This is a genomic window from Bradyrhizobium altum, from assembly GCF_020889705.1.
Classification (GTDB): Bacteria; Pseudomonadota; Alphaproteobacteria; order Rhizobiales; family Xanthobacteraceae; genus Bradyrhizobium; species Bradyrhizobium altum.
On sequence record NZ_JACMYP010000008.1, the window covers coordinates 58588 to 80945 of the forward strand.

21 protein-coding genes and 1 pseudogene are annotated in these 22358 nt (G+C 58.3%); 15 read left to right on the forward strand and 7 right to left on the reverse strand.

All coding sequences use genetic code 11. The features are described from left to right. Positions 1-10: 10 nt before the first annotated feature. The 4 genes from H8B02_RS04525 to H8B02_RS04540 all read left to right on the forward strand — a co-directional run bounded on the left by H8B02_RS04525 (position 11) and on the right by H8B02_RS04540 (position 1749). On the forward strand, positions 11-304 hold the full coding sequence (locus H8B02_RS04525) for a putative quinol monooxygenase (protein ID WP_229165063.1): 294 nt from the start codon (positions 11-13) through the stop codon (positions 302-304). 106 nt (positions 305-410) lie between these two features. Further along, positions 411-557 (forward strand): hypothetical protein, encoded by a 147-nt coding sequence (locus H8B02_RS04530; RefSeq protein WP_229165064.1) that lies wholly within the window; start codon positions 411-413, stop codon positions 555-557. 266 nt (positions 558-823) lie between these two features. Then, on the forward strand, positions 824-1282 hold the full coding sequence (locus tag H8B02_RS04535; protein WP_233287500.1) for a tautomerase family protein: 459 nt from the start codon (positions 824-826) through the stop codon (positions 1280-1282). A 224-nt stretch (positions 1283-1506) separates the two neighbouring features. Then, entirely contained in the window at positions 1507-1749 is a 243-nt protein-coding gene (locus H8B02_RS04540; protein WP_229165066.1) for a hypothetical protein, read from the forward strand. A gap of 211 nt (positions 1750-1960) precedes the next feature. Here the strand turns inward: H8B02_RS04540 and H8B02_RS04545 are convergent, their stop codons facing one another. Beyond that, the gene (locus tag H8B02_RS04545) at positions 1961-2272 is read right to left on the reverse strand and encodes a hypothetical protein (protein ID WP_229165067.1); all 312 of its coding nucleotides are present in this window, start codon (positions 2270-2272) and stop codon (positions 1961-1963) included. A 362-nt stretch (positions 2273-2634) separates the two neighbouring features. Between H8B02_RS04545 and H8B02_RS48800 the strand changes: the two are divergent. The 8 genes and pseudogenes from H8B02_RS48800 to H8B02_RS04580 all read left to right on the forward strand — a co-directional run. Then, positions 2635-2790 (forward strand): annotated as a pseudogene (locus tag H8B02_RS48800) (P-type conjugative transfer ATPase TrbB); the annotation flags it as partial. A 344-nt stretch (positions 2791-3134) separates the two neighbouring features. Continuing rightward, positions 3135-3680 (forward strand): flavin reductase family protein, encoded by a 546-nt coding sequence (locus H8B02_RS04550; protein ID WP_229165068.1) that lies wholly within the window; start codon positions 3135-3137, stop codon positions 3678-3680. A gap of 164 nt (positions 3681-3844) precedes the next feature. Next, entirely contained in the window at positions 3845-4840 is a 996-nt protein-coding gene (locus H8B02_RS04555; RefSeq protein ID WP_229165069.1) for a phytanoyl-CoA dioxygenase family protein, read from the forward strand. A 113-nt stretch (positions 4841-4953) separates the two neighbouring features. Beyond that, on the forward strand, positions 4954-6378 hold the full coding sequence (locus H8B02_RS04560; RefSeq protein ID WP_229165070.1) for an FAD-binding oxidoreductase: 1425 nt from the start codon (positions 4954-4956) through the stop codon (positions 6376-6378). A 169-nt stretch (positions 6379-6547) separates the two neighbouring features. Further along, positions 6548-8449, forward strand: a complete 1902-nt coding sequence (locus tag H8B02_RS04565) for an alkyl/aryl-sulfatase (protein ID WP_229165071.1) — start codon at positions 6548-6550, stop codon at positions 8447-8449. Positions 8450-8581: 132 nt separating this feature from the next. Next, positions 8582-9412, forward strand: a complete 831-nt coding sequence (locus tag H8B02_RS04570; RefSeq protein WP_283842134.1) for a GMC family oxidoreductase N-terminal domain-containing protein — start codon at positions 8582-8584, stop codon at positions 9410-9412. Then, positions 9367-10302 (forward strand): GMC family oxidoreductase, encoded by a 936-nt coding sequence (locus H8B02_RS47930; RefSeq protein ID WP_283842135.1) that lies wholly within the window; start codon positions 9367-9369, stop codon positions 10300-10302. Before H8B02_RS04570 ends, H8B02_RS47930 begins: the two co-directional genes overlap by 46 nt. 21 nt (positions 10303-10323) lie before the next feature. Beyond that, positions 10324-11796 (forward strand): aldehyde dehydrogenase family protein, encoded by a 1473-nt coding sequence (locus H8B02_RS04580; protein ID WP_229165072.1) that lies wholly within the window; start codon positions 10324-10326, stop codon positions 11794-11796. Between the two features lie 443 nt (positions 11797-12239). Here the strand turns inward: H8B02_RS04580 and H8B02_RS04585 are convergent, their stop codons facing one another. The 6 genes from H8B02_RS04585 to H8B02_RS04610 all read right to left on the reverse strand — a co-directional run bounded on the left by H8B02_RS04585 (position 12240) and on the right by H8B02_RS04610 (position 17185). Beyond that, the gene (locus H8B02_RS04585; RefSeq protein ID WP_229165084.1) at positions 12240-13454 is read right to left on the reverse strand and encodes an NAD(P)/FAD-dependent oxidoreductase; all 1215 of its coding nucleotides are present in this window, start codon (positions 13452-13454) and stop codon (positions 12240-12242) included. Between the two features lie 355 nt (positions 13455-13809). Beyond that, complete coding sequence (locus tag H8B02_RS04590) at positions 13810-14040, reverse strand: CDGSH iron-sulfur domain-containing protein (protein WP_312000605.1); 231 nt, start codon at positions 14038-14040, stop codon at positions 13810-13812. A gap of 12 nt (positions 14041-14052) precedes the next feature. Further along, positions 14053-14457 carry a cupin domain-containing protein gene (locus tag H8B02_RS04595; protein WP_229165073.1) on the reverse strand — a complete coding sequence of 135 codons (405 nt, stop codon included), beginning with the start codon at positions 14455-14457 and terminating at the stop codon, positions 14053-14055. Positions 14458-14615: 158 nt separating this feature from the next. Then, positions 14616-15497 (reverse strand): LysR family transcriptional regulator, encoded by an 882-nt coding sequence (locus tag H8B02_RS04600; protein WP_229165074.1) that lies wholly within the window; start codon positions 15495-15497, stop codon positions 14616-14618. A 441-nt stretch (positions 15498-15938) separates the two neighbouring features. Further along, a complete protein-coding gene (locus tag H8B02_RS04605; RefSeq protein WP_229165075.1) occupies positions 15939-16838 on the reverse strand; it encodes an MFS transporter in 900 nt (299 codons plus the stop codon). A gap of 2 nt (positions 16839-16840) precedes the next feature. Then, positions 16841-17185 carry an MFS transporter gene (locus H8B02_RS04610; protein ID WP_229165076.1) on the reverse strand — a complete coding sequence of 115 codons (345 nt, stop codon included), beginning with the start codon at positions 17183-17185 and terminating at the stop codon, positions 16841-16843. A gap of 708 nt (positions 17186-17893) precedes the next feature. Between H8B02_RS04610 and H8B02_RS04615 the strand changes: the two genes are divergently transcribed. From H8B02_RS04615 to H8B02_RS04625, 3 genes are all read left to right on the forward strand, one after another. Further along, the gene (locus H8B02_RS04615; protein WP_229165086.1) at positions 17894-20212 is read left to right on the forward strand and encodes a bifunctional salicylyl-CoA 5-hydroxylase/oxidoreductase; all 2319 of its coding nucleotides are present in this window, start codon (positions 17894-17896) and stop codon (positions 20210-20212) included. After that, positions 20209-20997: an SDR family NAD(P)-dependent oxidoreductase gene (locus H8B02_RS04620; RefSeq protein WP_229165077.1), complete on the forward strand. Its 789-nt coding sequence runs from the start codon at positions 20209-20211 to the stop codon at positions 20995-20997. The genes H8B02_RS04615 and H8B02_RS04620 overlap by 4 nt, the downstream gene beginning before the upstream one ends. Positions 20998-21181: 184 nt before the next feature. Next, positions 21182-22354, forward strand: coding sequence for an acyl-CoA dehydrogenase family protein (locus H8B02_RS04625; RefSeq protein WP_229165078.1), 1173 nt, complete (start codon positions 21182-21184; stop codon positions 22352-22354). Positions 22355-22358: the final 4 nt, after the last annotated feature.

Sequence of the window (22358 nt, forward strand, 5' to 3'; positions counted from 1 at the left end):
AGAATGTGACATGTCCAAACTTGTAATCATGGGAACGGTTGAAGTTGCGCCGGAGCGGCGCGATCAGGTCCTTCCGTTGCTGATGGCCCACCGAGCCCGTTGTCTGAAGGATGAGCCCGGCACTCTGCGATTCGAAGTGTTGCTCCCTCGCGAGGGCGATTCAAGAATCCTCATCCACGAAGTTTACCAGGATGACGAGGCGTTCGAGGCGCATCGGAACGCGCCGTCCAGAGCGCAATGGCTGCAAGAGACGACCGGGATGGACGTCAAGGTCATAGCGACAAGGTGTTCGCCTGTTGAGTAATCGCGGTCTGGACGAAATCCGACAGCCCGTTGATCTTTGCTTTTAGTTTGGAAATGCGCCGTTTCCTGAGGCGAATATCAGGATGTTCGACAAAGGAGAAACCTCGATGACCACGCAATTTACCAGGTCCCATCGCTACGAGCTGGTGCACGGTGAGGATAGCGACTTTATTGCCTATCAGCTACATTTCGGGGATGGCGTCTGGCGAACGGTTTCGACATGGATGATTCCGCCCACCGCCCTTGCTGAATAACGCTGGAGCACCGTCTCGTCACGAGAACGCGTGGAAAAGATCTGCACGAGCGCACAAGCGGAAGGCGTTCTACATACGCGTTTTGGACGATCGCATGGACTGACGTCGTCATCGATCCGCTGGAATTGCGGTGGTCGTTTGGCCAAGGGATCGCCCAGGACGCGATTTGATTTCGAGCGGTTCGGCCCGTTTATGACGGGTTCATATCAATCGCGTCCGTCACAGGCGAACCGTTTTGCGGTGATCAAACCAGCAAGGAGGGCAAAATGCCTACATACGTGTGTTCGCTCGCGGAAGGCTTAGTGAACGACAGCCAAAAAGCCGCGATCGCCAAGGCCGTGACACGGATTCACAGCGAGGAGACTGGCGCCCCAAGCTACTTTGTACAGGTCGTCATTGAGGAAAAGAAACCTGCTGATCGTTTCCTTGGCGGTTCGCGTGCCGCAGGACAGATCTGGATCCGGGGCGATATCCGAGCTGGCCGAACCCAAGCTCAGCGGAATGCGGTAATGTTGCGTATAATGAAGGAGGTTGCGCGGATCACCAATGCAAAAGAGGAGGAGATCTGGGTTTATCTCAGCAATCTGGAGCCGACGGATATGCTGGAATTCGGCCACGTGCTGCCGCAGCCAGGTGAGGAGGCCGATTGGTTTAACCGGCTACCGAAGCCGCTGCAGGAGTACCTTGCGCAGCTTGGGACAACCAAAGACACGTTTACTCTTTGATCGCATTTATTGACTGAGTTGCGATCGATCGTCCTGCTTGCGACGGGATGTTCGCGGCAGGCTCTAAGCTGCAAGGCGCGCGGCACGATGGCCATTGTCGTTTGCGTGCACAATCTATGGCCGATCCGGTTCGGTCGCGGCTCGTAGTCCACGGTGATCTCCTCAGTCGTGAGGGCGAGAAGAGCCATGAGTAGGTAAGCCGCTGGTACCCGAGGAAAATACAAATGCGCTTCGTTTTGGTGCTGCTCCTTTTCACCGCTTTCTATGCTTCTGCGAACGCCGCCGCAATAGGCTATCATGCCAAATCGCGGCACGTCATCGTTCGTCCCAGCTTGGCTGTGGTCCCAAGCTACGTCACTCCGGGCGGTGTGCGGATCTATCCCGACGGGTCCGTTCCGGGTGGTCTGCGAACCGACCACGACGAGCCTCCCGCCTACGATGATCCATCCAGGTTTGGCGGCGGCTGATCTGAAGACGCGCAGCAGTGCGATAGGCTGTTCGCTGCCGATCCTTTTTTAGCCAGATATTCGAGCACCGGATCGCTATGCGTTATCTCTTCCATCAGCGCAGGACCGCTTTGTGAAGAAGTGGCTCGCCGGCTGGCAGTTCTACGACTGCCTCATTCTAGCTGATAAGCTTTCATACAAAACCTTATCAGTTGCCAACCGGCCCTGCCGATTATTTTGATTGCGGTGGGGCCGGACAGGAGATGGTCTTCGTCCGGTTCGAAGTCGAATCCTCTGCCCCGTAATACTTCTTGACCTTTGCATGCGATCGAAGGTTTTCGGGACGGTACGGCATTCGCTCATAGCAGTGCTGCACCCCGCCGTTGTGGGCAAACCGTTCGAGAACGGTCGAGTGCAGGATCGCTTCGTCTTGTACTTCGCGCAGACCTTTTTCCCATTTGAAGCGGCCGCTCAGATATGGCCATTCGTTCGCGTTGTTTCCGGTGCGAAACTGGTGCGGTTGAAGCCCAACGTTCAGACTCATAACCTGAAGGTCATAGGTTCAAATCCCTGTCCCCGCAACCAACGCTCCCCTAGAATCTAGGGGTTCGGGAAACTCTTCGTCGGCCTCAAAGGATGCATTCAAAAAACTGCAATGCTCGGTCAGCTGGTCAGCTGGCAATCGCGCAGGAAGCACAGAAAGCGGGATGATGGCAAAAGGCAGCGCTCGCGCGGGAGTTCGGTATTAGCCGGGAGACCGTCCACTGCTACTTGCGTGCCGCCAAGACAGCCGCGCAGAGCGTCCAACCACAAGAGGAGGATATCGCATGGCCGCGATCATGCTCACCCGCATCGACAACCACCGCAATATGGCGCGGTTCTACAAGCTAGATGTCTATTCGGTGAATGCTCGCTCGTCAGGGTATGGGGGCGCATCGGCCGTGCCGGTACGGTTACCTCGAAGACGAATCGATCATCGAGGCGACACGGATCGACAGGCTGTCAGGTCTGATCGACACTGGCGAAACGTTGTCCGCAGCGGACGGCGAGCGCATCGTCCGCGATGGTCTGACGACAAGCCGGATTGTAGAACGGCCGGATTTTCGTCTACTCCAACATCGCTGCCGTCGATCGCTCTCACTGGACAAAAGCGGCCCTGCGGCAGGCCGCCGGCAATGCGCCTTCTCTTGATGGTTCGCAACCGCAAGTAGGTCATGCCGAATGTCCAGGATGGGCGGCCCCTGGAGCGGCATCTCGGTGTTCCGAAAGTTGAAACCGCATGTTCCAGTTCTGAAACTAGCGTGCCGCCCCGATTGAGCTATGCTTTCAAGACGTTCAGCGGATGGCTTGGCACTTGGCCGGACAGCTGACGACACCGAGGCGATATCAGTGGTCCAGAAGGTCAGATGCTCGATCCAGAGGAGTTTCGCAAGGGCCTACGGGCCTTCACCACAGGGGTCACGGTCGTTACCGTACCAGACGGAGCCGGTGGCATGCATGCGATGACGGCCAGCTCATTCGCTGCGATATCGGTCAAACCTCAACTTGCTGCTGTAAGCATCGCCAAGCGGGCCAAAGCGCATGCGCTAATGATGGCTACCACACTTTACGCCATCAATTTGCTGGCTGAGGGGCAGGGGATGCTCGCTAATTACTTCGCCAATCGGCTGAAAGCCAAGCATGAGCCCGATTACGTATGGGCGCACGGCGTGCCGATACTGGCGGGCACCATGGGTTGGTTCGCCTGCAAGCGCTGGGCTGCCTACGATGGCGGCGACCATACGATCTTCGTTGGCGAGGCGATCGCCCTTCATCGCACCGATGATCCGCCGCTGGTCTGCAGTCGCGGTCGGTTTCATCAGCTTGGTTCGCGCCTCGCCACCGAACTGCTGCCGAGCCATGAGGAGCGGCGCCGTGAAGCCGAAGAAAATCTGACTTGCCGAGGCAAATAGGCGTCAACAAGCCTTGATCGGTTAACAAGCCGCAGGCGAGAGCGCTCATTCCAGCAACTGGCCCACTTGCGTCGGTCAGCAAGCGATATCTATCGCGCGTACGCAAACATTCGTTCACTGCAAACGTGTGCCCACGAGCATGCGCTTAAAAAGGGGAGATGGAAATGTCCAAATGGGATGGTGTGGCTCTTCCGAAGCTCACACGCGATATCGAGCAGTGCAAGCGGGACCTTGCCGAATGGGGTTATTGCCTCCTTGCCGATCTGATCACCGATGATCAGCGCAAACGTCTTTTGGATCGACTGCAGGAACAAGCTCGCCTGGAGCGCGAGCAGGGCGTGGCATGGCTGGGTAACGGCGGCCGCGGAGGCCAGACTTGGGTGGGGTCGCCGGCTGCTGGAGAGCCTCTGCCGGCTTGGCAGACAGTGCGTACCCTGCTCAACAAGGGGCGCCCGTTTCTCGATCTTGTGCAGCATCCAAAGCTTGCGGAGCTGAACAACTATCTGTTCCAAAACAATCCCTGGTACTTGGCAAGTTCGAACGGCATCATCATTCGCAAGGGCGCTGTGGCGATGGTGACGCACGTGGATCAGCAGCATATTCCGTTCGTCACACCGATTCCGGTCATCAATAACACGATGGTCTGTCTAAGTGAGTTCACTGAGAAGAATGGCGCGACCCGCGTCACGCCGGGAAGCCACCGAGGCCCGCCTCCGAAGATCGTGCTCGACGAGAAGCTCAAGGATGGCGTCAATCCGGAAGTGATTGAGCAGGTTCCCGCCGAAGCTCCTCCGGGCGCTGTTATCGTATTCGAGGGCCGGCTCTGGCACAGTTCCGGAGCGGCAACCGCGGACACCGAGCGCTACTCGATTACTTGCGCGTACTCGCAGGCCTTCCTGCGTCAACATGACAATTACACGGCAAGCCTGCATGATCGCGTCTATCACAATCTGACCTCGCGGGAGCGAGAGCTGCTCGGGTTCCGAGCCAATCCATTCGGCCGCATAGACCCGCGCTTTCCTGGAGACCGCACCAACACGGACGTAAGCAATCCGTACATTCCGGAGCTTGGTGCCAGTTCTGTCGACCGCGCGATCGCAGTGCCGAACGCAGCGACCATTCAGACTCTCAACCTCGCACAGGACACTAAGGCGCAGTGACTCTATAGGGCTGCCGAGGAGGCTGGCCAACGCCGGAGCGTGAAATCGTAGCTCCGGCGTCGAAGGCCTCCTCCGGCCCGGTAGGCGTCAGGCCGCTAGTGCAAGGAAAGTTAATGGCTATCTCTCGTCGTCTGTTGACGCAAGCACTCCTAACCCTGCCGCTGACTGCGCAGGTTCATGCCGGCTCTATCTCCGGCCTTCCGTCGGCCTATGAAAAGCTCAGGGCTGCATTGAAGGGCGCGGCCTTTCTACCTGGTGATCCGGACTATGCCGCCGCACGACGGGGAATCGGCTCGACTCCCGTCGACAGCAAGATGCCGGCTATCGTTGTGCAACCTGATGGTCCGGAAGACATCGCAAGAGCGCTTGAACTTGCAAAGAAGTATGCGTTGGAGGTGGCGGTTCGCTCCGGTGGTCACGATCTTATCGGCCTTTCAACCTGCGATGGCGGGCTGCTTATCGATCTCACTCGAATGAACCAAGTTGCGGTTAATCCTCAAAAGCGCCTTGCCCGCGTCCAAACAGGAGCTCGTGCGGCAAAGGTGACAATTGAGGCTGATCGTCATGGCTTGGTCCCGATTCTGGGGATGGATCCGAATGTAGGCGTCGGAGGGCTCACCCTTGGTGGCGGGTTGGGTTGGTTTTGCGGACGCTACGGCGCAACGGTCGACAACCTTGTCGAGGTCGAGATGGTGACAGCCGATGGCAAACTGATGCGCGCCAGTGCTGTAGAGAATCCCGACTTGTTCTGGGGGCTTCGTGGCGGCGGCGGCAACTTCGGAGTAGCCACACAATTCACCTATCAGCTCCTTCCGCAAGACAAAGTGCTTGCGGGAACGATTGCCTTTCAGGGCGACGTGACGAAATTCTTGCGTTTCTATAGGGATTTCATTGGATCTGGTCCCGATGCACTCGACACAGCGGGCACGATCGTCTGCGGCGAGAGCACCACGCTGATGATTACGGTTTGCTGGTCAGGGGACCTCGTCGAAGGAGAGAAGGTCTTGCGTTCGCTCAAGACCTTTTCCACGCCGGTCGCCGATTCGATCGCCGTATGCTCATTTGAAAGCTTTGTGAATCGCGACGTTCTTGGGCTCTCGAAGCTCGAGAACATGTTCTGGCGTGGCGGTGCCCTGAATGGGCTGAACGACCAGGCCATTGCTGCGATCGCCTCCCTGGTCGATCGCAAACCACCGCCGGGATGCGGCATAGGAATCCTTCATCATATGCATGGCGTCCTATGCACGGGAGATAAGAACGCCACTCCGTTCCTGCGCGAGGAAGGGCACGTGCTCTACAACCTACTCACGCTTTGGCATGGCGCAGTCAGTCCCACTGAGCAAGTTGCTTGGGTGAAAGGTGCGTATGAAGAAATGCGCAAGGTGGCGAGCCGGCAGACCTATGTGAACTACCTCAGTGAGCAGGGAGAAACGGCCGTGCGCGATGCTTACGGGGCACACTACGATAAGTTGTGCAAGCTAAAGCGTGCCTATGACCCAACGAATCTCTTCCATGGGAATCGCAATTTGCGCGTTTGAGAGCAAGGCACGAAAAGTCCCACTCTTGTCCGGATGCCGGGAGGTCACGTTTATGCGGTGTGAGAATAGTATTTATGTGATTAGCCGGCGTTCATGCCGGCGAGCTGCCACGTCCTTCGTGGCGGCGTCCGTCCTGGCGCTGGGTTTGGGACTTCTGCAAACAAGCGCGTTGGCCGACGACAATCGGGTCCCTGCAAGCACGGCTACCCGCGAGGCGAACCGTGCTGTGACGGCTTCACTTCCTCCCGACACGAGCGAAGACAAAGCCAACGTGACGCGCGGCTTTATAGGAACTCTCGCCGATCCGCGAATTGTCAATGCGGGCGGGCACCTGATCTGGGACCTTTCGCCGAAATTGCCAGATGCGGGTTCACCGCCTGACACGGTCAATCCGAGCCTGTGGCGACAGGTAAAGCTTCTGGATCACGCAGGCCTCTTCCAGGCGGCTGATGGCGTGTACCAAGTCCGTGGCTTCGATGCCGCCAATATGACGGTGATCAGAGGCGACACTGGATACATTCTGATTGACCCCTTGGGCGTCGTGGAGACCGCGCAGGCAGCACTTCGTTTGGTGCGCGAGCGGCTTGGCGATCGTCCGGTTAGCGGCATCATTTACACTCATCCGCACCCGGACCACTATGGCGGCGGTGGCGGTGTATTGGCTCAAGCGCAACGGCCCGCTGCCAACGTGCCAGTGCTTGCCCCTACGGGATTCACTCAAGCCCTGTTCAGCGAACAGGTTATGACCGGCAATGTGATCGGCCGAAGGGCAATCTTCCAGTTCGGTTCTACCCTGCCTTGGTCGCCTGAAGGCACCATGGGCATCGGCGTTGCAAATGGCTTTGCCCGCGGAACTCTGGCATTGGCGCCACCGACGCGGTTCATCAATCGCACGGGCGAGGTTGTGCGAATTGACGGGGTCGACCTGGAATTCCAGCTAACGCCCGGAACCGAGGCGGAGGCGGAGATGAACATCTTTCTACCGCAGAAGCGCGTTCTCTGCCTGGCAGAAAACGCAAACCAAACGCTTCACAACCTCTTGCCTGTTCGCGGCGCGCCGGTCCGTAGCGCACGGGCATGGTCGGGATTTCTCGAGGAGGCCCTCCACCGTTACGGCGATCGCACCGATGTGGTCATCTTGAGCCACACCTGGCCCGTGTTCGGAGCCAAAGCAGCGCGACGCTTCATTGAGAATCAAAGCGATCTTTACGGCTTTCTCCACGACCAGACAATTCGATGGATGAACGCTGGCCTCACCCCGAACGAGATAGCGCAACACGTGATTCTTCCGCCGGCGCTGCGAAGTGATTGGTCGACGCGCAGTTACTATGGGTCCCTAAGCTTTAACGTGCGCGCGATCTATCAGCAGTACCTTGGATGGTATGATGGCAACCCCGCCCATCTCGACCCGCTTCCGCCGCAGGCCCTAGGGGCAAAGTATGTCGCGGCTATCGGCGGTGCCGAGCGTGTACTGGCCTTGGCGGATGCCGCGCACGCCAGCGGGGACGATCGTTGGGCCATCGAGCTGCTCAACCGCCTCGTTGTGAGCGAGCCGGGTAACGTCCAGGCCCGTACCGCTCTGGCTGCGGCCTACACACAGCTAGGCTATCGGCAGGAGAATTCGATCTGGCGCAATGTCTATCTGTCGGCCGCAGACGAGTTGCTGCACGACTCGGCTGGTAACCGCCTCAACCAGACAACGAGACTGCTCAAGGCTGGTCCCGACAGTGCGATCGCCGATCTGCTGGCGGTTCGTCTGGATCCGGACAAAGCGGGTGATCTAGCTCTCACGATCCGACTTTCGTTCCCTGCCGAAGCGAGAGCAATGACCCTGTCTGTCCGAAATGCCGTGCTCCGCCTCGAGGATAGCTCTCAGAAGCCGGATGTCACGGTGACTGTCGACCGAACTGAGATGCTGCAATACTTGGTTGACGGTGGCAGCAAGTCGCCAATTGAGCCGAACGCGATATCCGGCGATGCGACACTCGCGACCCGCTTCTTCACTCTGTTTCCCGTGCCGAAATCAAGCTTTGCTCTGACCCGATCGAACGACAAACCGATAAGCCCTTAATGTACCCCAATCGAGCGGCGATGCTCGCCTACTCACATGCACAGGATCGAGCAATCGATCCTGCTGCCCGGGGATGGTCGGATAGATGAAACGGTTTTCTTATGCAGATCGAAAGAAGCGGGGACTGGACCCATGGCGGGTGCTAACCAAGACGATCATGACGTCTTGGGGGCGTTGGATACATGTGCACTTGCCAGCGCCGTCAACTGTCGTCGGATCCCCCGCAAACCGGTCACGGATCTCGGCGACGACGGAGCGTCGGCAATTGCCGACAAGGCGCGCGCCGTGGCGGTAAACCAGCAGACACGCAGGAATACGCTCAATGGGCACTATGACTATATTGTCTGTGGTGCTGGTGCAGCTGGATGCGTCGTGGCGCGTCGCTTGGCAGATAATCGAAATGTAAGCGTGCTTCTTTTGGAGGCCGGCGGATCAGACGCCAGCGACATGGTCCAATTGGCTACCTCCTATCCCACGGCGCGGTTCACAGAACTGTTCTGGCAGTTCGTCACCCAGCCCGATTCCGCACAGAACGGACGGCCGCTCCATCAGATCATGGGGCGTGTGATGGGCGGAGGCAGCAGCGTGAACGCCATGGTCTGGGCGCGCGGTCACAAGAGCGACTTCGATGCTTGGGCAGAGGCGGTCGGGGATCCGGCATGGAACTACGTTCACGCTCTTTCGCTCTATCGGAAAATTGAAGATTGGCAGGGCCCGTCCGACCTGACACGCCGCGGCGTTGGAGGACCGGTTTGGGTTCAGACACCTCAAAATCCTAGTCCACTTGCGCCGGCTATGCTTCAGGCCGCCGCCGCCGCCGGTATTCCCACGGTCGAAGATCACAACGGGGTAGCGATGGAGGGGCAGGGCGGTGCGGCCCTGGCCAACCTCATCGTCAAGGACGCCGGCGGCGGAGCATGGCCGTCAGCTATCTGTATCCTGTCATGGACCAGCCTAACCTGACTGTGTTGACGGAAGCGGTGGTGCAACGGGTGGTGATCGAGAAGGCGAAGGCAGTCGGCGTGGCCTTCACCTGGAATGGCCAACAGCATGTTGTGCGTGCACATCATGAGGTCGTCTTGTCACTCGGTGCCTTCAACACACCGCGCACCCTGATGCTCTCGGGTATCGGCGAGGAGAATGAGTTACGACGGCTTGGGATCCCTGCAATCTCCGCTTTGCCGGGCGTCGGGGCCAATTTCCAGGATCATACCCTGGTCGCGACGTGCCTGTTCGAGGCGAACGAGCCATTTGAATCGCGAAATAACAAGGCTGAGGCAACCTTGTTCTGGGGCAGCCAGAGCGGACAGGCCACACCTGATATCCAACCGTTCTTGATCGAGATGCCGCATTTGTCCGATGTGCATCGGTCGTACGCGGCAGCAAATACGTGGTCCCTCTCTCCCGCGATCATTCGTCCGCAGAGCCGTGGCCGCCTACGTTTGCGCAGTGCCGATCCTGCCGACGATCTGTCTTTGGAATGGAGCCCGCTCGGGACTTCCGAAGAGATGCGTATACTGCGTGCCGCTACCGAGCTCTGCCGGCATATCGGTAACAGCTCGGAAATGCGGCCCTTTGTCAGACGAGAGCTGTTGCCGGGAGCGGCTTATGCGGAGAACCTCACGGATTTCATCCGAAACGGTGTCACCTCTTACGGCCATGCGAGCTGCACCGCCAAAATGGGGCGCGATGCGATGTCGGTCGTCGACAGCCGCTTGAAGGTCTATGGCGTCGACAACCTACGCATCGCCGACGCATCGATCATGCCCAACATCACTCTCGGCAACACCATGGCGCCCTGCGTTCTCATTGGCGAACGGCTGGGCGAGATTCTCAGCACCACCAACGGCTAATCTACCTATCGGAGATCTGATATGACGACGATGCTACGCTCTAAAGGCTTGTTCATCGCTGGAGCTTGGGAGCCGGCCGGTGATGTTGAAGACGTCGTGAATCCGGCGACTGAAGCGGTAATCGGTCGGGCGCCGGTCGGTTCGCAAGCCGCAGTGCTTGCAGCCATTGATGCTGCGCGCGAGGCGTTCGACAAGGGCCCTTGGCCGACCATGAAGCCGGCGCAACGGCAGGAGTATTTGCAGCGATTTCTCGATGCCATTCGTGCCCGCGAGGAAGATATCTGCCGGTTGATTACGGCCGAGGCTGGCGCGACACTGGTGTTGGCTCGCACGTTGCAGTTCGGCATACCGTTGCGAATTGCCCAACACATTGTTGACATTTGCACGCGGGATCCGATCACGCCCGTGGCACCGCAGCTCAACGACATGGGACAGACGACGCTTTTGGGTTGTGGCGTCTATGTACGTGAACCAGTCGGTGTTGCAGCAATCATCACCCCCTATAATGTGCCTTTCTTCCTTAACCTCGCCAAGAGCGTTCCGGCGCTTGCTACTGGCTGCACCGTGGTCCTGAAGCCATCCGCGTTCACTCCGTTCGAAGCGCTGATTCTCGGCGAGATTGCCGAGGAGGTCGGCTTGCCGAAGGGGGTTCTGAACATCGTCACCGGAGGCCCCGACGTCGGTCGCATAATGACGACTGACGAGCGTGTGGACCTCGTGAGCTTCACGGGCTCTGACAAGGTCGGCGAGGCGATCCTGGCCCAAGCGGCTCCCAGTCTGAAACGCGTTCTTCTGGAATTGGGCGGAAAGTCAGCCCTCATCGTGCGGCCGGATGCGGATCTCGACGCCGCTGTGCGCGATGGTCTCTTTGGGTTCACTGCACATTGCGGCCAGGGCTGTCAGCTCCTAACCCGGCATCTTGTGCACAATTCAATCCGCGAGGCCTACGTTGAAAAGGTCTCGGCCATAGCCACGCGCCTGGTCATTGGTGACCCCGCAGCGCCCGAAACGCAAGTCGGGCCCCTGATTCGTAACTCACAACGTCTTCGCACGGAACACTACGTGGAAAAAGCGAAGGCGGAGGGCGCACGCTTGGTGATTGGCGGCCGCCGTCCCGCCGACCGGCCGCGCGGCTATTTCTACGAACCCACACTGTTCAGCGATGTGAGAAACGACATGACCATTGCCCAGGAGGAGGTGTTTGGGCCTGTGGGGGTGGTGATCGGGTTCGACACCGATGAGGAAGCGATCGCCATTGCCAACGACAGCCGCTTCGGACTCAACGGTGCCGTGCATTCGGCAGACACTGGTCGCGCTTACGAGATGGCGCTACGCCTTCGCACCGGTGGTGTCGCCATTAATGGGGGCGCTGGGGGCATCTTGAGTGCGGCGCCTTTTGGCGGCATCAAGCGGTCGGGGTTCGGTCGGGAGTTTGGTATCGAGGGACTGAACGAGTACACCTACACCAAGACGATCGCCTTCCGTGCAGTGTGAGCTGTAGCGCTTAGAGCGGAAGCCCGCGTAATGGCGTGACGGCGAAACTATCTTTGGTCCTGGCGGGGCGTTTAAGCTTCGTCAGGACCGATGCGTGTTTTCCCTTCTTGCGCAAACTGTTTCGGCAATTCTTTCCATTGCAAAATCGTGTTTCGCGTGTGCACGTATGCGTGTGAAGCTTCTGTCTGACGATCTAAACAGGACTGCGCTCGTCGGAGCCGGACATCCGTGGTATCCGCCAGGTCGGAGCAGGCTGTTCTGCTCGTGGACACTGTCGAGGGCCGTCCCGCCAGCGCAGGGGAAGCCATAACTGCGGATGCTTGTTCTAATAATCTGATATCGATCGATATGCGTACTCGGTTCAAAAACCTGCTACGAGAAGCGGCTGAAGTTCTTTGCCGCTTCGATGCGAGCCAGATTTGGTTCAATCTGGATGGAAGACGCTAGAGCACGCCCTTCAGATCGAAGGTCATATCCGCGGCCTGTTCCGGGCTGATCGAGCCGCCGGCGCCGAGCAGCCTGCGGCCGAACATGTGGTCACCGGCGCGATTGACCGACTCAATGCCGATGAGCTCGTTGGCTCTATAGCAGAAAATGGAGAACGACCCTTGTGCGCGATCTCCGCGCACCGCTACGCGATCGCAGCCGGAGGTCAGACCCACAATCTGCTTATCGGGACCTTGGTCACTCCAAAACCACGGCAACGCGTCATAAATTTTGTTCTTTCCGGTCAAGCGGGCAGCTACGCACCGGGCTTGATCGGCTGCGTTCTGCACCGATTCCAGCCGCAGGGGCCCGCCAAACCGCTGGCTGGCATAGATCGCGCAGTCGCCAATCGCGGAAATATTCTGGTCGGCCGTCAGAAGGTTCTCATCGACGATGATTCCTGACGCGGTCGGCAGCCCGGCTTGTGCCGCAAGCTCGACATTCGGCAATACGCCGACACCGACCACAACCAGGTCAGCTGGAAGACTGGTGCCATCGCTCAGGCTGACGCCGGTGACCTTCGTGCCATCCGCCGCTATGCTGTTGACGTGGACGCCGAGATGGATGCGAACCCCGGCTGCTGCATGACGTTCATGGAAGAACTTGGATATCTCGGTTGTAACCGCGCGGCTCATCACACGTTCGGCGAGTTCGACGACGTCGACCTCGAGGCCGGCGCGACGTGCTGTAGCGGCAAATTCCAAGCCAATGAAGCCGGCGCCGATGACAACGGCGTGCCGCGCAACTTTCATCTTATGCCGTAGCGATTCACTCTCATCAAGTGAGCGAAGATGCCGGACGTCGTCCAATGTAGCGTTTGGCAGAGCTAGCATCCGGTTGCGAGCACCGGTCGCAATTACCAGATGCCCGTACTTGAGAGCCGATCCAGAGGCAAGCGTGACTTGGCCGGCGTTGCGCTCGATCGAGGTGACCCGATCAGCAATCAGTTCGATCTTCTGGTCGTCGTAAAACTTGGACGGTCGAAAGATCAAGCTCTCAGCACAGCCGGTACCTTTTAGGTAGGCCTTGGACAACGGTGGGCGCTGATACGGTAGATGGCCCTCGTCGTTAATCAATACGATCGGATCTGGAAAGCCTTCCTGGCGCAGGCACGCCGCAAGCTGAAACCCGGCGTGGCCGGCACCAGCGATGATGATAGGGCCCTTCGCGATCATAGGAGCCCAGTCTTGCGGCGGCGGGAATACCTCATATCAAAGTCTCTCTACGGATCCTAGTCTACTTGTCGCCCGACGAGAGGGGGCTCGAAGCGACGGATTGATCCTTTGGGCCTACAAGACCAACACTTGTGGTGTTCGAATACATCGTCGCAACCATCAACTGGGTTGCCGCTTTGCCGGTCCACTCGATCAAGGGAGTGGGTCCCCCCTTGGCAGGCCAAGCCATTTTCGGCGCGGCCATCCCGGCCGCGCTATCAGGAGTGAAGTAGCGGGTGCGTGACCGATCGGCGTCGGAAGCACCGCAAATGCAGAAAGATTTCTGTCCTCGAGGCAGACTCAAACAGCCAGCTTACTCTGAGGCTTGACCTTCCACCTTTGGCGGTTCGGCCCGGCATACGTCGCTGAAGCGTGCCTCGCGATGGGATCCGTCACAAAAGGGCTTTCGCAGGGAATGCCCACAGCGGCACAAGCTGAATAATTTTCTGTTGGGGAATTGATTTCCAGCCTCATCGAAGACTTCGAAATCCCCCGTGATGTGGATGGGGCCATTATCGAACACGGTTACTTTTGCCGCTTTCACGCGATTCTCCTATTAGACGCCGAAGCCTACCTGCAGGTTAGCTGCAGCAGCCTTCTTCTTGAGGGCGGAACGATCGCGGGGCGGATCATAGAAAACCAGCATCACCAGCGGCACGTCACCATCGTTTCGGATGGCGTGTACCACTCCCTTCGGAATCCGGATCACTTCCCCCTTTTTGACTTGATAGTTGATGTCGGCGAGCGTCATCCCTGCGAGACCGTCTACGACGTAGAAGGCGTGGTTGTCGGGGTCGATGTGATAGGGAGAGAAGCCCCCGACAGCGACTTTCACCAGGTCGACGCTGTAAGCGTCCGTGTATTCGCCTGCGAGGACGTCGAAGACGAACTGGAAGCCGCTTGAACCTGGAATCTCATGGGAGATCCAAGGGCCTTCCTCCGGCTTTGTTAAGTGCTGCATGAGCGTTTTTCCTCCGAGCGCCGAGATTGAAGTTCTCTGGGACTCTGAGTTTTAACGCTAGAGTCCGGCTGGCCCGGGAAAACGTAGCCCAGTGGGCCTATCGAGGCCATCGACCGTTGTGGAACATGACGTTCCAATAAAGGAAAGTAACACCCAGATCAGCTGTTCACGTCGAAGCGCATGGCGATGAAATCGACAAACGCACGGATCTTTGGTGATACGGTGCGGTGGTTCATAAACAGCGCATAGAACTTGCGGTCGCCGCGGGACCAGTCGCTCATAATGTGCAAAAGCGAGCCGTTAGCCATTTCCTGGCGGCACATGTAGGTGGGTAACCAGCCAATCCCGAAGCCTGAGAGAATAATCGTTTTTATGGTCGCCGTGTCGTTGGACGAGAAGCGTGGGGCAACGTTCACGCTGACCGCGTTCCCAGGACCAGTTAAATGCCATGTCCCAGGTGAGGTTGAGATGTCCAGCAGTATATGCCGCGGTAATTCTTCCGGTCCCGAAGGCTCGCCGTACTGATTGATATAAGCGGGGCTGGCAAAAAGCCCGAGGTGCGTCAATCCAAGTGGCTTGAGAAGAAGTTGGCTGTCTTCCAGTTCACTGAAATGAATAGCAACGTCGATGTTGCTTCCTACGAGATCGAGCTTTTCGCTTGTCAGCGTGAGGTCGATTCTTATTTCGGGGTAAAGACCAAGAAACGGCCCAATAAGCGGTCCAATGAGGAATTGTCCCGGATTGACCGGCGCACTGACCCGCAGCAAACCCGTTGGCGTCGCTTTTAGTTCATCCAGCGCGGCGCGCGCCTCCTTGCCTTGCCGGACTATCTCTGTTGCGTATTCAACGAAGCGTTCTCCAGCCTCGGTTAGTGCAATTCTTCGATTTGTCCGATAAAGCAACGCTATGCCGAGTTCTTGTTCGAGGCGCGCGATGCTGCGACTGGCCGATGATTTCGGGACATGAAGGCCTTCTGCCGCCTCGGTAAGCGTCTGGGCCCGGGATATCATCAGGAAAAGGTGGATATCCTCCATGTCCATGGTTTGAGCCCTCTATGCAACACGGGGCATGACGTTGGAATAAGATCCAAAAGCAGCCGAGACAAAGATGTAAGCTATGACTTAGCCTTTCTGTCATATAGCGATTAACAGAGTACCAAACGGATTTGAGCCTATTTGGCCTTGTGAGGCAAGTGATGGCGAGGGGAGCCTTCGGTGCAGTGCAGCGTTCCGTCTGGTCCTGACCAAGGTTGAATGCGTCCGGTTGCCGCGACCGGCACGCGACCGGTAAGTTTCCTGCCGTTTTTCTGGAGCGCCAGACCTCCCGTATGTGCGCCGAGAATCTCAGCAGCATCGCCAAGATGCTCAAGTCGGAGGTCGTCTGCGTTCTGAGGCGCAGTAACCCTGCATTATCGGGCTGGCCGCACCCACCTCGAATCGGTGCGAGAGCCCGGCGAACCGGATATCAAACTCGGCTTCGGCTTATTCATTAGATTCTAAGGTCTCGGGACGTTCTTGATCGTCTCTAACGAAGGGCATGAGCACGACGGCAAGCAAAGGGCCTGCTGCTAACGCTGCGAAGGACATTGAGAATGATTGGGTCCGCTGGAATACTGCCCCGATCGCCGCAGGCGCCATGGCTGAACCCAGTTGCCAAATCGCGTTGGCAATACCGGCGGCCGAGCCGGCAAGCTTAATACCTGCTCCTTCTGCAACCATTGCTACGAGAAGTGGGCTGTATACAAATGCGCCGATGCCGATCAGTGGTGCTGCGAATTCAAAGGCGGTCAAAGTCTTCAATTGGCCGAACAACAAGAGAATCGTTGCGAAGAAGGCAAAGGACAAGATTGAGAGTGCCTTGCGTCTTCCCCCGAATTGATCGGACAGCCAACCGATCGAAGGCTTGCTGAAAAGGCCCGCGATGCCAGCAACCGCGATGACAAAGCCGGCCTGCACCGTGGTGAGCCCATGCTCCTTTACCATGAGGGGGATGGCCCACGCCATCAAGCCCAGCGTACCCCAAAACGCGCCGGTTCCCGCGATCGACAGCAGAATGAAATTGGTTGAGGTGACATGCTGTAAAAGGGCTGAAGGTCCTTTCTGTGGCTCCGCTTCCTCCGTTATGCGCGTATTCCGAATAAAGAAGATGCACAGGACCGCGATCACCAGGACGGCACCACCGAGGCCATGATAGGCGTTGCGCCAGCCCCAGGCTGCAACAACGCTCGGCGGGATAGCATTCGTAATGATGACTGCAGAAGAAGAGGCGCTCATAAGCAAGCCTATTGCGCGGCCGCGCTCACGTCGCGGGAAATATCCGCTCACGAGCTTGACGCCAGCGGAGTAGTCGGCGCCGGCCGCAAAGCCCATCAGCGCCTGCAAGGCTAGACGACCGTGAGCGACTGCGTGTAGCCGAAGCCAAAGGTCACAACCGCGAGCGATGCGAGTGAAACGGTCAAAGCGATGCGGCCGCCGAATGCGTCGGTCACCATGCCGCCGACCACGTTCGAAGCCACATAGCCGAAATAGAACGCGGTTACGAAGGTCCCCAGCATCGCAAACGGCAGGTCGAGAGATTGGCTTACGGGAATGGCAACGCTTCCCCAGGCGAGCCGGCAGACGGTGCTGATCGTCAAAGCAGCCCAGGCAAGCGCGAGTACCACCCACCTCCGCGGAGCAATGGAGCCATCAACATGGTCCAACTGACGATCGATAGGGTCGGCGATCATTCCCATATCCAGATTTACCTTAGGTGAGTGCTGGCGACGATCTCGTCGCTGACTGTACAGCGGTCCTGGTCCTTGACGACGTTGAGCGTTTTGAAACGTGACATTCCCAATGTGGAACGTGGTGATAATGGCGGACCCATTATTGGGGTACCCATCTAGCCGCCCCGTTCGGTTCGAGGGTAGTCTCCGTCGGGCTGCTTCTGGCGGCTAGGATGCCAAATCGCAAAGGCTGTCTGTGTCCGAGGAGCGCTCAGATCCGCCTGAAAATTGGATAGCATAAATGCTCGACGATGACTGGAGCTGCCAAGGCAAGCGTAAGTCTAATGTGCGATTGCAATACGCCGCAAAGCTTTAAATTGCAGAGGAATAGGCAGACGCGCTGATCGCGTCGGCCTAGTTAGTTGTCGTGAAAGATGCGGCCGGTCGGACCATCTTCAGGAGTCACGATCGCTGCGTCGACTACGATGCTAGCCGCAGCAAATTGATCAGCATTAGAAAAGATATCGGTGTTGTGAGGTAGACCAGAAAACGGCCAAGGCGATCGATATTGCAAGGCATCGGATACGCCACGATTTGGTTGATCAGATCGAGGCGCCGTTAGGCTGAAGTTGTCACGCAGGCTACAAAAGGCTCTTGGCAGCAAACAATTTGAAGCTTAAATCATCTGCCGAGTACCGCAAATGGCGCGGTTTGCCAAAGCGAGGGATCATGCGCATCGTCTGTATTGGCGGGGGGCCGGCGGGTCTTTATTTCGGTCTCCTCATGAAGCGACGACATCCGCAACACCAGATCACGGTGGTTGAGCGCAATAGGCCCTACGACACCTTCGGGTGGGGCGTGGTGTTCTCCGACGCTATGATGCAGGCGATGCGGATAGCCGACCCCGAGAGTGCCATCGAGATCGAGAGTGCTTTCAATCATTGGGACGATATCGAGCTCATCTTCAAAGGGACGCGGCAAAGGACCACTGGGCACGGCTTTGTCGGCATCGGCCGCAAGCGTTTGCTCAACATCTTGCAGAATCGTTGCGAAGCCTTGGGCGTGAACCTCGTATTCGAGCGCGAAGTCGATTCCGATCTCGAGTTCGCCGATGCCGATTTGGTCGTTGTCAGTGATGGCGTAAATTCAAAGATCCGGACGCGCTATGCCGATCATTTCCGCCCCGACACGGTAATGCGTCCAAATCGGTTCATCTGGCTCGGCACTAACAAGGCGTTTGACGCGTTTACGTTCGATTTTCAAAAGACTGAGCACGGCTGGTTTCAGGCGCACATCTACAAGTTCGACGGCGATACCTCCACTTTTATCGTCGAGACCACCGAAGAGGTCTTCAAGGCGCATGGGCTTGGTGAACTAGATCAGCAGGGTTCAATCGAATTCTGCGAGAAGCTGTTTGCCGACACGCTCGATGGAGCCAGTCTGATGACGAACGCGCGTCATTTGCGTGGCTCGGCCTGGCTCACGTTCGGTCGTCTAATCTGTGAACGTTGGAGTGTCTTTAACGGTCACTCGCATGTGGTGCTCATGGGCGATGCCGCGCATACCGCCCATTTTGCCATCGGATCGGGCACCAAGCTCGCGCTGGACGATGCAATCGAGCTCGCGAACCAGTTTGATCGTCAGGGGCACGTTCGCGACCATATCGAGAGCGTGCTACAGGCCTACGAGGAGGTGCGTCGTGTCGATGTCGCGCGAATTCAGAACGCCGCACGCAACGCGATGGAATGGTTTGAGGTCGTTGGCCACAGGTATGCCGATACACTTGAGCCGCCGCAATTCTTCTATTCGATGCTCACGCGCTCGCAGCGCATCAGCCATGAAAATCTCCGTCTTCGGGATCGCGTCTGGCTGGATGGCTACGAGCGCTGGCTAGCGGCTCGCGCCGGCGTTCCGACGCGTGACGACGAGCGGGCGCCGCCCCCAATGCTTCTTCCCTACAGCGTGCGTGGCGTGACGCTTGCTAACCGTATCGTCGTCTCTCCGATGGCGATGTACTCGGCTAGCTATGGCCTCTTGAATGATTTTCATATTGCGCACCTCGGCGCTCGCGCCATGGGAGGAGCCGGACTCGTCTTCGCTGAGATGACTTGCGTGTCGGCGGACGGCCGCATCACTCCCGGCTGCTTGGGGCTCTGGAACGATGCGCAGCAGGCCCAGTGGACCCGCTTGGTAGATTTCCTGCATGGCGTGGGGCATGCCAAGGTCGGAATTCAAATCGGGCATGCCGGGCGGAAGGGGGCGACCAAACTCGCTTGGGAAGGAATCGACCAACCGCTGGACCCCGGAGGTTGGCCACTGATCTCCGCCTCGGCGCTGCCGTATCTGCCTCACAGCCAAATACCCCGAGCCATGAACCGCGACGACATGAACCGCGTTCGGGCGGATTTTGTCGTTACAACGCAACGGGCTGCGTCAGCGGGGGTGGATTGGCTCGAACTTCATTGCGCCCATGGCTATCTCCTCTCGAGTTTCCTTTCGCCCCTGACCAATCGGCGCGACGATGAGTATGGCGGCAGCCACGAGAATCGAGCCCGTTTCCCGATCGAGGTGTTTCATGCCGTGCGCGCTGCATGGCCTAGCGATCGGCCGATCTCAGTACGGCTTTCGTGCCATGATTGGACGGAGGGCGGAAACACGCCGTCCGACGCTGCAATCTTCGCACGAATGTTCAAGTTGGCGGGCGCCGATCTGATTGACTGCTCGTCTGGGCAGGTATGGAAAGAGGAGCGGCCGGTCTACGGTCGCTTGTTCCAAACACCATTCGCGGACCGGATCCGTAACGAAATTGGAATCGAGACGATCGCTGTCGGGGCCATTTCCGAGGCTGATCATGCAAATTCCATTCTTGCAGCCGGTCGAGCCGACCTTTGTGCCATCGCGCGCCCCCATCTGGCTGATCCGGCCTGGACGTTGCACGAGGCGGCCAAGGTGGGCTTCAACGCAGTTGAATGGCCGAAGCAATACCAATCGGCCAAAGCGCAGTATGAAACCAACTTGATGCGCGCTGCCGCTGCGGTGGTTCGATGAGCGCGTCCGGACGGCTCGGAGGTCATCACGCGCTTGTCACCGGTGCGGGTAGTGGAATTGGGGCCGCAATCGCTGTGGCACTGGCGCGCGAGGGCGCGAAGGTCAGTCGTGCGGGTCGGCGGGCTGCGCCTCTTGAGGCGGTGGCGGCGGAGTTGCCCCCGGGAAGCGCGAAAGTTCTTGATAATTTTGACGTGACAGAGCCCGACGCTATCGCTCGCGGCGTGCAGTCCGCACGCAAGCAGTTTGGTACAATTTCGATCTTGGTCAACAGCGCGGGTGAAGCTCCCAGTGCGCCCCTTGCTAAAACGGGCGTCGCACTCTGGGACCGGGTCATCTCAATTGACCTCACCGGCGTCTTCCTCGTTACCCAAACAGTATTGCCCGATCTGATGCAGCGCGGGTATGGAGCTCGTTTGATCAACGTTGCATCTACCGCTGGGCTCACCGGCTATTCCTATGTTGCTACCTACTGTGCGGCCAAACAAGGCGTGGTGGGGTTGACCCGCGCGCTTGCGCTCGAGCTCGCGCGCAGTGGCGCAACTGTGAACGCGGTCTGTCCGGGGTTTACCGAGACGCCTCTAATCGAACGGGCGCTCGCTGACATCGTTGCCAAAACCGGACGCAGTCGTGATGCCGTCAAAGACGAGTTCACAAAATCGAACCCGCAGGGGCGTTTAGTAACGCCGGCGGAAGTTGCCGATGCGGTCCTGTGGCTTGCCTCACCTGGAGCATCCTCAATAAACGGGCAAGCCATCGTTGTTGCCGGCGGGGAAGTGATGAGTTGAGCGAGCGATCGGTGGTGATGGTGATGCGGGGCCGACCGCCGGAGCAATCAAAGTCTAACGCGAGATGTAGCGCCATCGCGACGAGCGTGCCGGGAAAGCGACCAAAAAATCAGCGCGGTCCATGGGAATCATGTCGAGCTTATCGACACCTACTGACCGACGTAACAGCTTGTAGGGGAAACCAATGAATCCAAAGAGTATCTCGCGGGATTGGCTCGATAATCCATTCTTTGAGGCTCGGCACCGCACTCTAGGCGAAGCGATCAATCGGTTCGTGGAATCCGGTGCGATCGATGCAATCGATCATGGCGATCTTGACAATGCTTGTCGAAAACTCGTGGGCGAGCTTGGCGCAGCGAAGCTTCTCGACTGCGCGGTGGCCACACCCGACGGCGACTTAACGACGATCGACTCTCGATCCATCTGTCTTTCGCGTGAATCACTCGCCTATGCCGATGGACTGGCGGATTTTGCTTTTGCAATGCAGGGGTTGGGTTCAGGTGCGATAGCCCTCGCCGGCGCACCGTCGCTGCGAAGGCTTGTGCTTCCGAAGGTGCGCTCAGGCGAATGGCTCGCGGCCTTCGCGTTGTCGGAAAAAGAAGCCGGGTCCGACGTCGCCGCCATGACCTGTGCGGCTCGCACAGACGGCGACAGCTATGTTATCGATGGTGAGAAAACCTGGATTTCCAATGGCGGGATCGCCGATGTCTACACGGTCTTTGCACGAACCGAAGAGGCTCCGGGATCGCGGGGGATTTCGGCGTTCGTGTTATTCCCCGATGACCCGGGCTTCTCGGTCGTAGATCGCATCGACATTGTTGCTCCGCATCCGCTGGCGACGATCCGTTTTGACAACTGTCGCATCCCGGCAGAGCGTCGTCTCGGCGCACCGGGAACCGGATTCCGCATAGCAATGCAGACTCTCGACGTCTTCCGTGCATCCGTTGCGGCCGCATCGCTCGGATTTGCCCGTCGAGCACTCGACGAAGCGATCGCTCATGCGCGAGATCGACGCATGTTCGGCGGCACTCTGGCCGATTTGCAGCTGACGCAGGCGTCGCTAGGAGATATGGCGACCGAAACGGAAGGCGCCGCAATGCTGACATACAGCGCTGCCTGGCGCCGCGATATCCGGAAGCTACCAACAACGCGTGAGGCGGCAATGGCAAAGCTCGCGGCGACCGAGACCGCGCAGCGTGTGGTAGATCGCGCCGTTCAGATGTTCGGCGGCCGCGGTGTCCGTAAAGGAGAGATCGTAGAAAGCCTCTATCGGGAAGTTCGTGCGCTGCGCATCTACGAGGGCGCGACCGAGGTCCAAAAGTTGATCGTTGCGCGCGATCTGCTGAAGTCGCGCTAGGAGA

What these genes read in the sequence shown, in the direction of transcription:
- H8B02_RS04525 (WP_229165063.1), top strand. Translation starts at nt 11, where the DNA reads ATGTCCAAACTTGTAATCATGGGAACGGTTGAAGTTGCGCCGGAGCGG.
- H8B02_RS04530 (WP_229165064.1), top strand. Translation starts at nt 411, where the DNA reads ATGACCACGCAATTTACCAGGTCCCATCGCTACGAGCTGGTGCACGGT.
- H8B02_RS04535 (WP_233287500.1), top strand. Translation starts at nt 824, where the DNA reads ATGCCTACATACGTGTGTTCGCTCGCGGAAGGCTTAGTGAACGACAGC.
- H8B02_RS04540 (WP_229165066.1), top strand. Translation starts at nt 1,507, where the DNA reads ATGCGCTTCGTTTTGGTGCTGCTCCTTTTCACCGCTTTCTATGCTTCT.
- H8B02_RS04545 (WP_229165067.1), bottom strand. Translation starts at nt 2,272, where the DNA reads ATGAGTCTGAACGTTGGGCTTCAACCGCACCAGTTTCGCACCGGAAAC.
- H8B02_RS04550 (WP_229165068.1), top strand. Translation starts at nt 3,135, where the DNA reads ATGCTCGATCCAGAGGAGTTTCGCAAGGGCCTACGGGCCTTCACCACA.
- H8B02_RS04555 (WP_229165069.1), top strand. Translation starts at nt 3,845, where the DNA reads ATGTCCAAATGGGATGGTGTGGCTCTTCCGAAGCTCACACGCGATATC.
- H8B02_RS04560 (WP_229165070.1), top strand. Translation starts at nt 4,954, where the DNA reads ATGGCTATCTCTCGTCGTCTGTTGACGCAAGCACTCCTAACCCTGCCG.
- H8B02_RS04570 (WP_283842134.1), top strand. Translation starts at nt 8,582, where the DNA reads ATGGCGGGTGCTAACCAAGACGATCATGACGTCTTGGGGGCGTTGGAT.
- H8B02_RS47930 (WP_283842135.1), top strand. Translation starts at nt 9,367, where the DNA reads ATGGCCGTCAGCTATCTGTATCCTGTCATGGACCAGCCTAACCTGACT.
- H8B02_RS04580 (WP_229165072.1), top strand. Translation starts at nt 10,324, where the DNA reads ATGACGACGATGCTACGCTCTAAAGGCTTGTTCATCGCTGGAGCTTGG.
- H8B02_RS04595 (WP_229165073.1), bottom strand. Translation starts at nt 14,457, where the DNA reads ATGCAGCACTTAACAAAGCCGGAGGAAGGCCCTTGGATCTCCCATGAG.
- H8B02_RS04600 (WP_229165074.1), bottom strand. Translation starts at nt 15,497, where the DNA reads ATGGACATGGAGGATATCCACCTTTTCCTGATGATATCCCGGGCCCAG.
- H8B02_RS04610 (WP_229165076.1), bottom strand. Translation starts at nt 17,185, where the DNA reads ATGATCGCCGACCCTATCGATCGTCAGTTGGACCATGTTGATGGCTCC.
- H8B02_RS04615 (WP_229165086.1), top strand. Translation starts at nt 17,894, where the DNA reads ATGCGCATCGTCTGTATTGGCGGGGGGCCGGCGGGTCTTTATTTCGGT.
- H8B02_RS04620 (WP_229165077.1), top strand. Translation starts at nt 20,209, where the DNA reads ATGAGCGCGTCCGGACGGCTCGGAGGTCATCACGCGCTTGTCACCGGT.
- H8B02_RS04625 (WP_229165078.1), top strand. Translation starts at nt 21,182, where the DNA reads ATGAATCCAAAGAGTATCTCGCGGGATTGGCTCGATAATCCATTCTTT.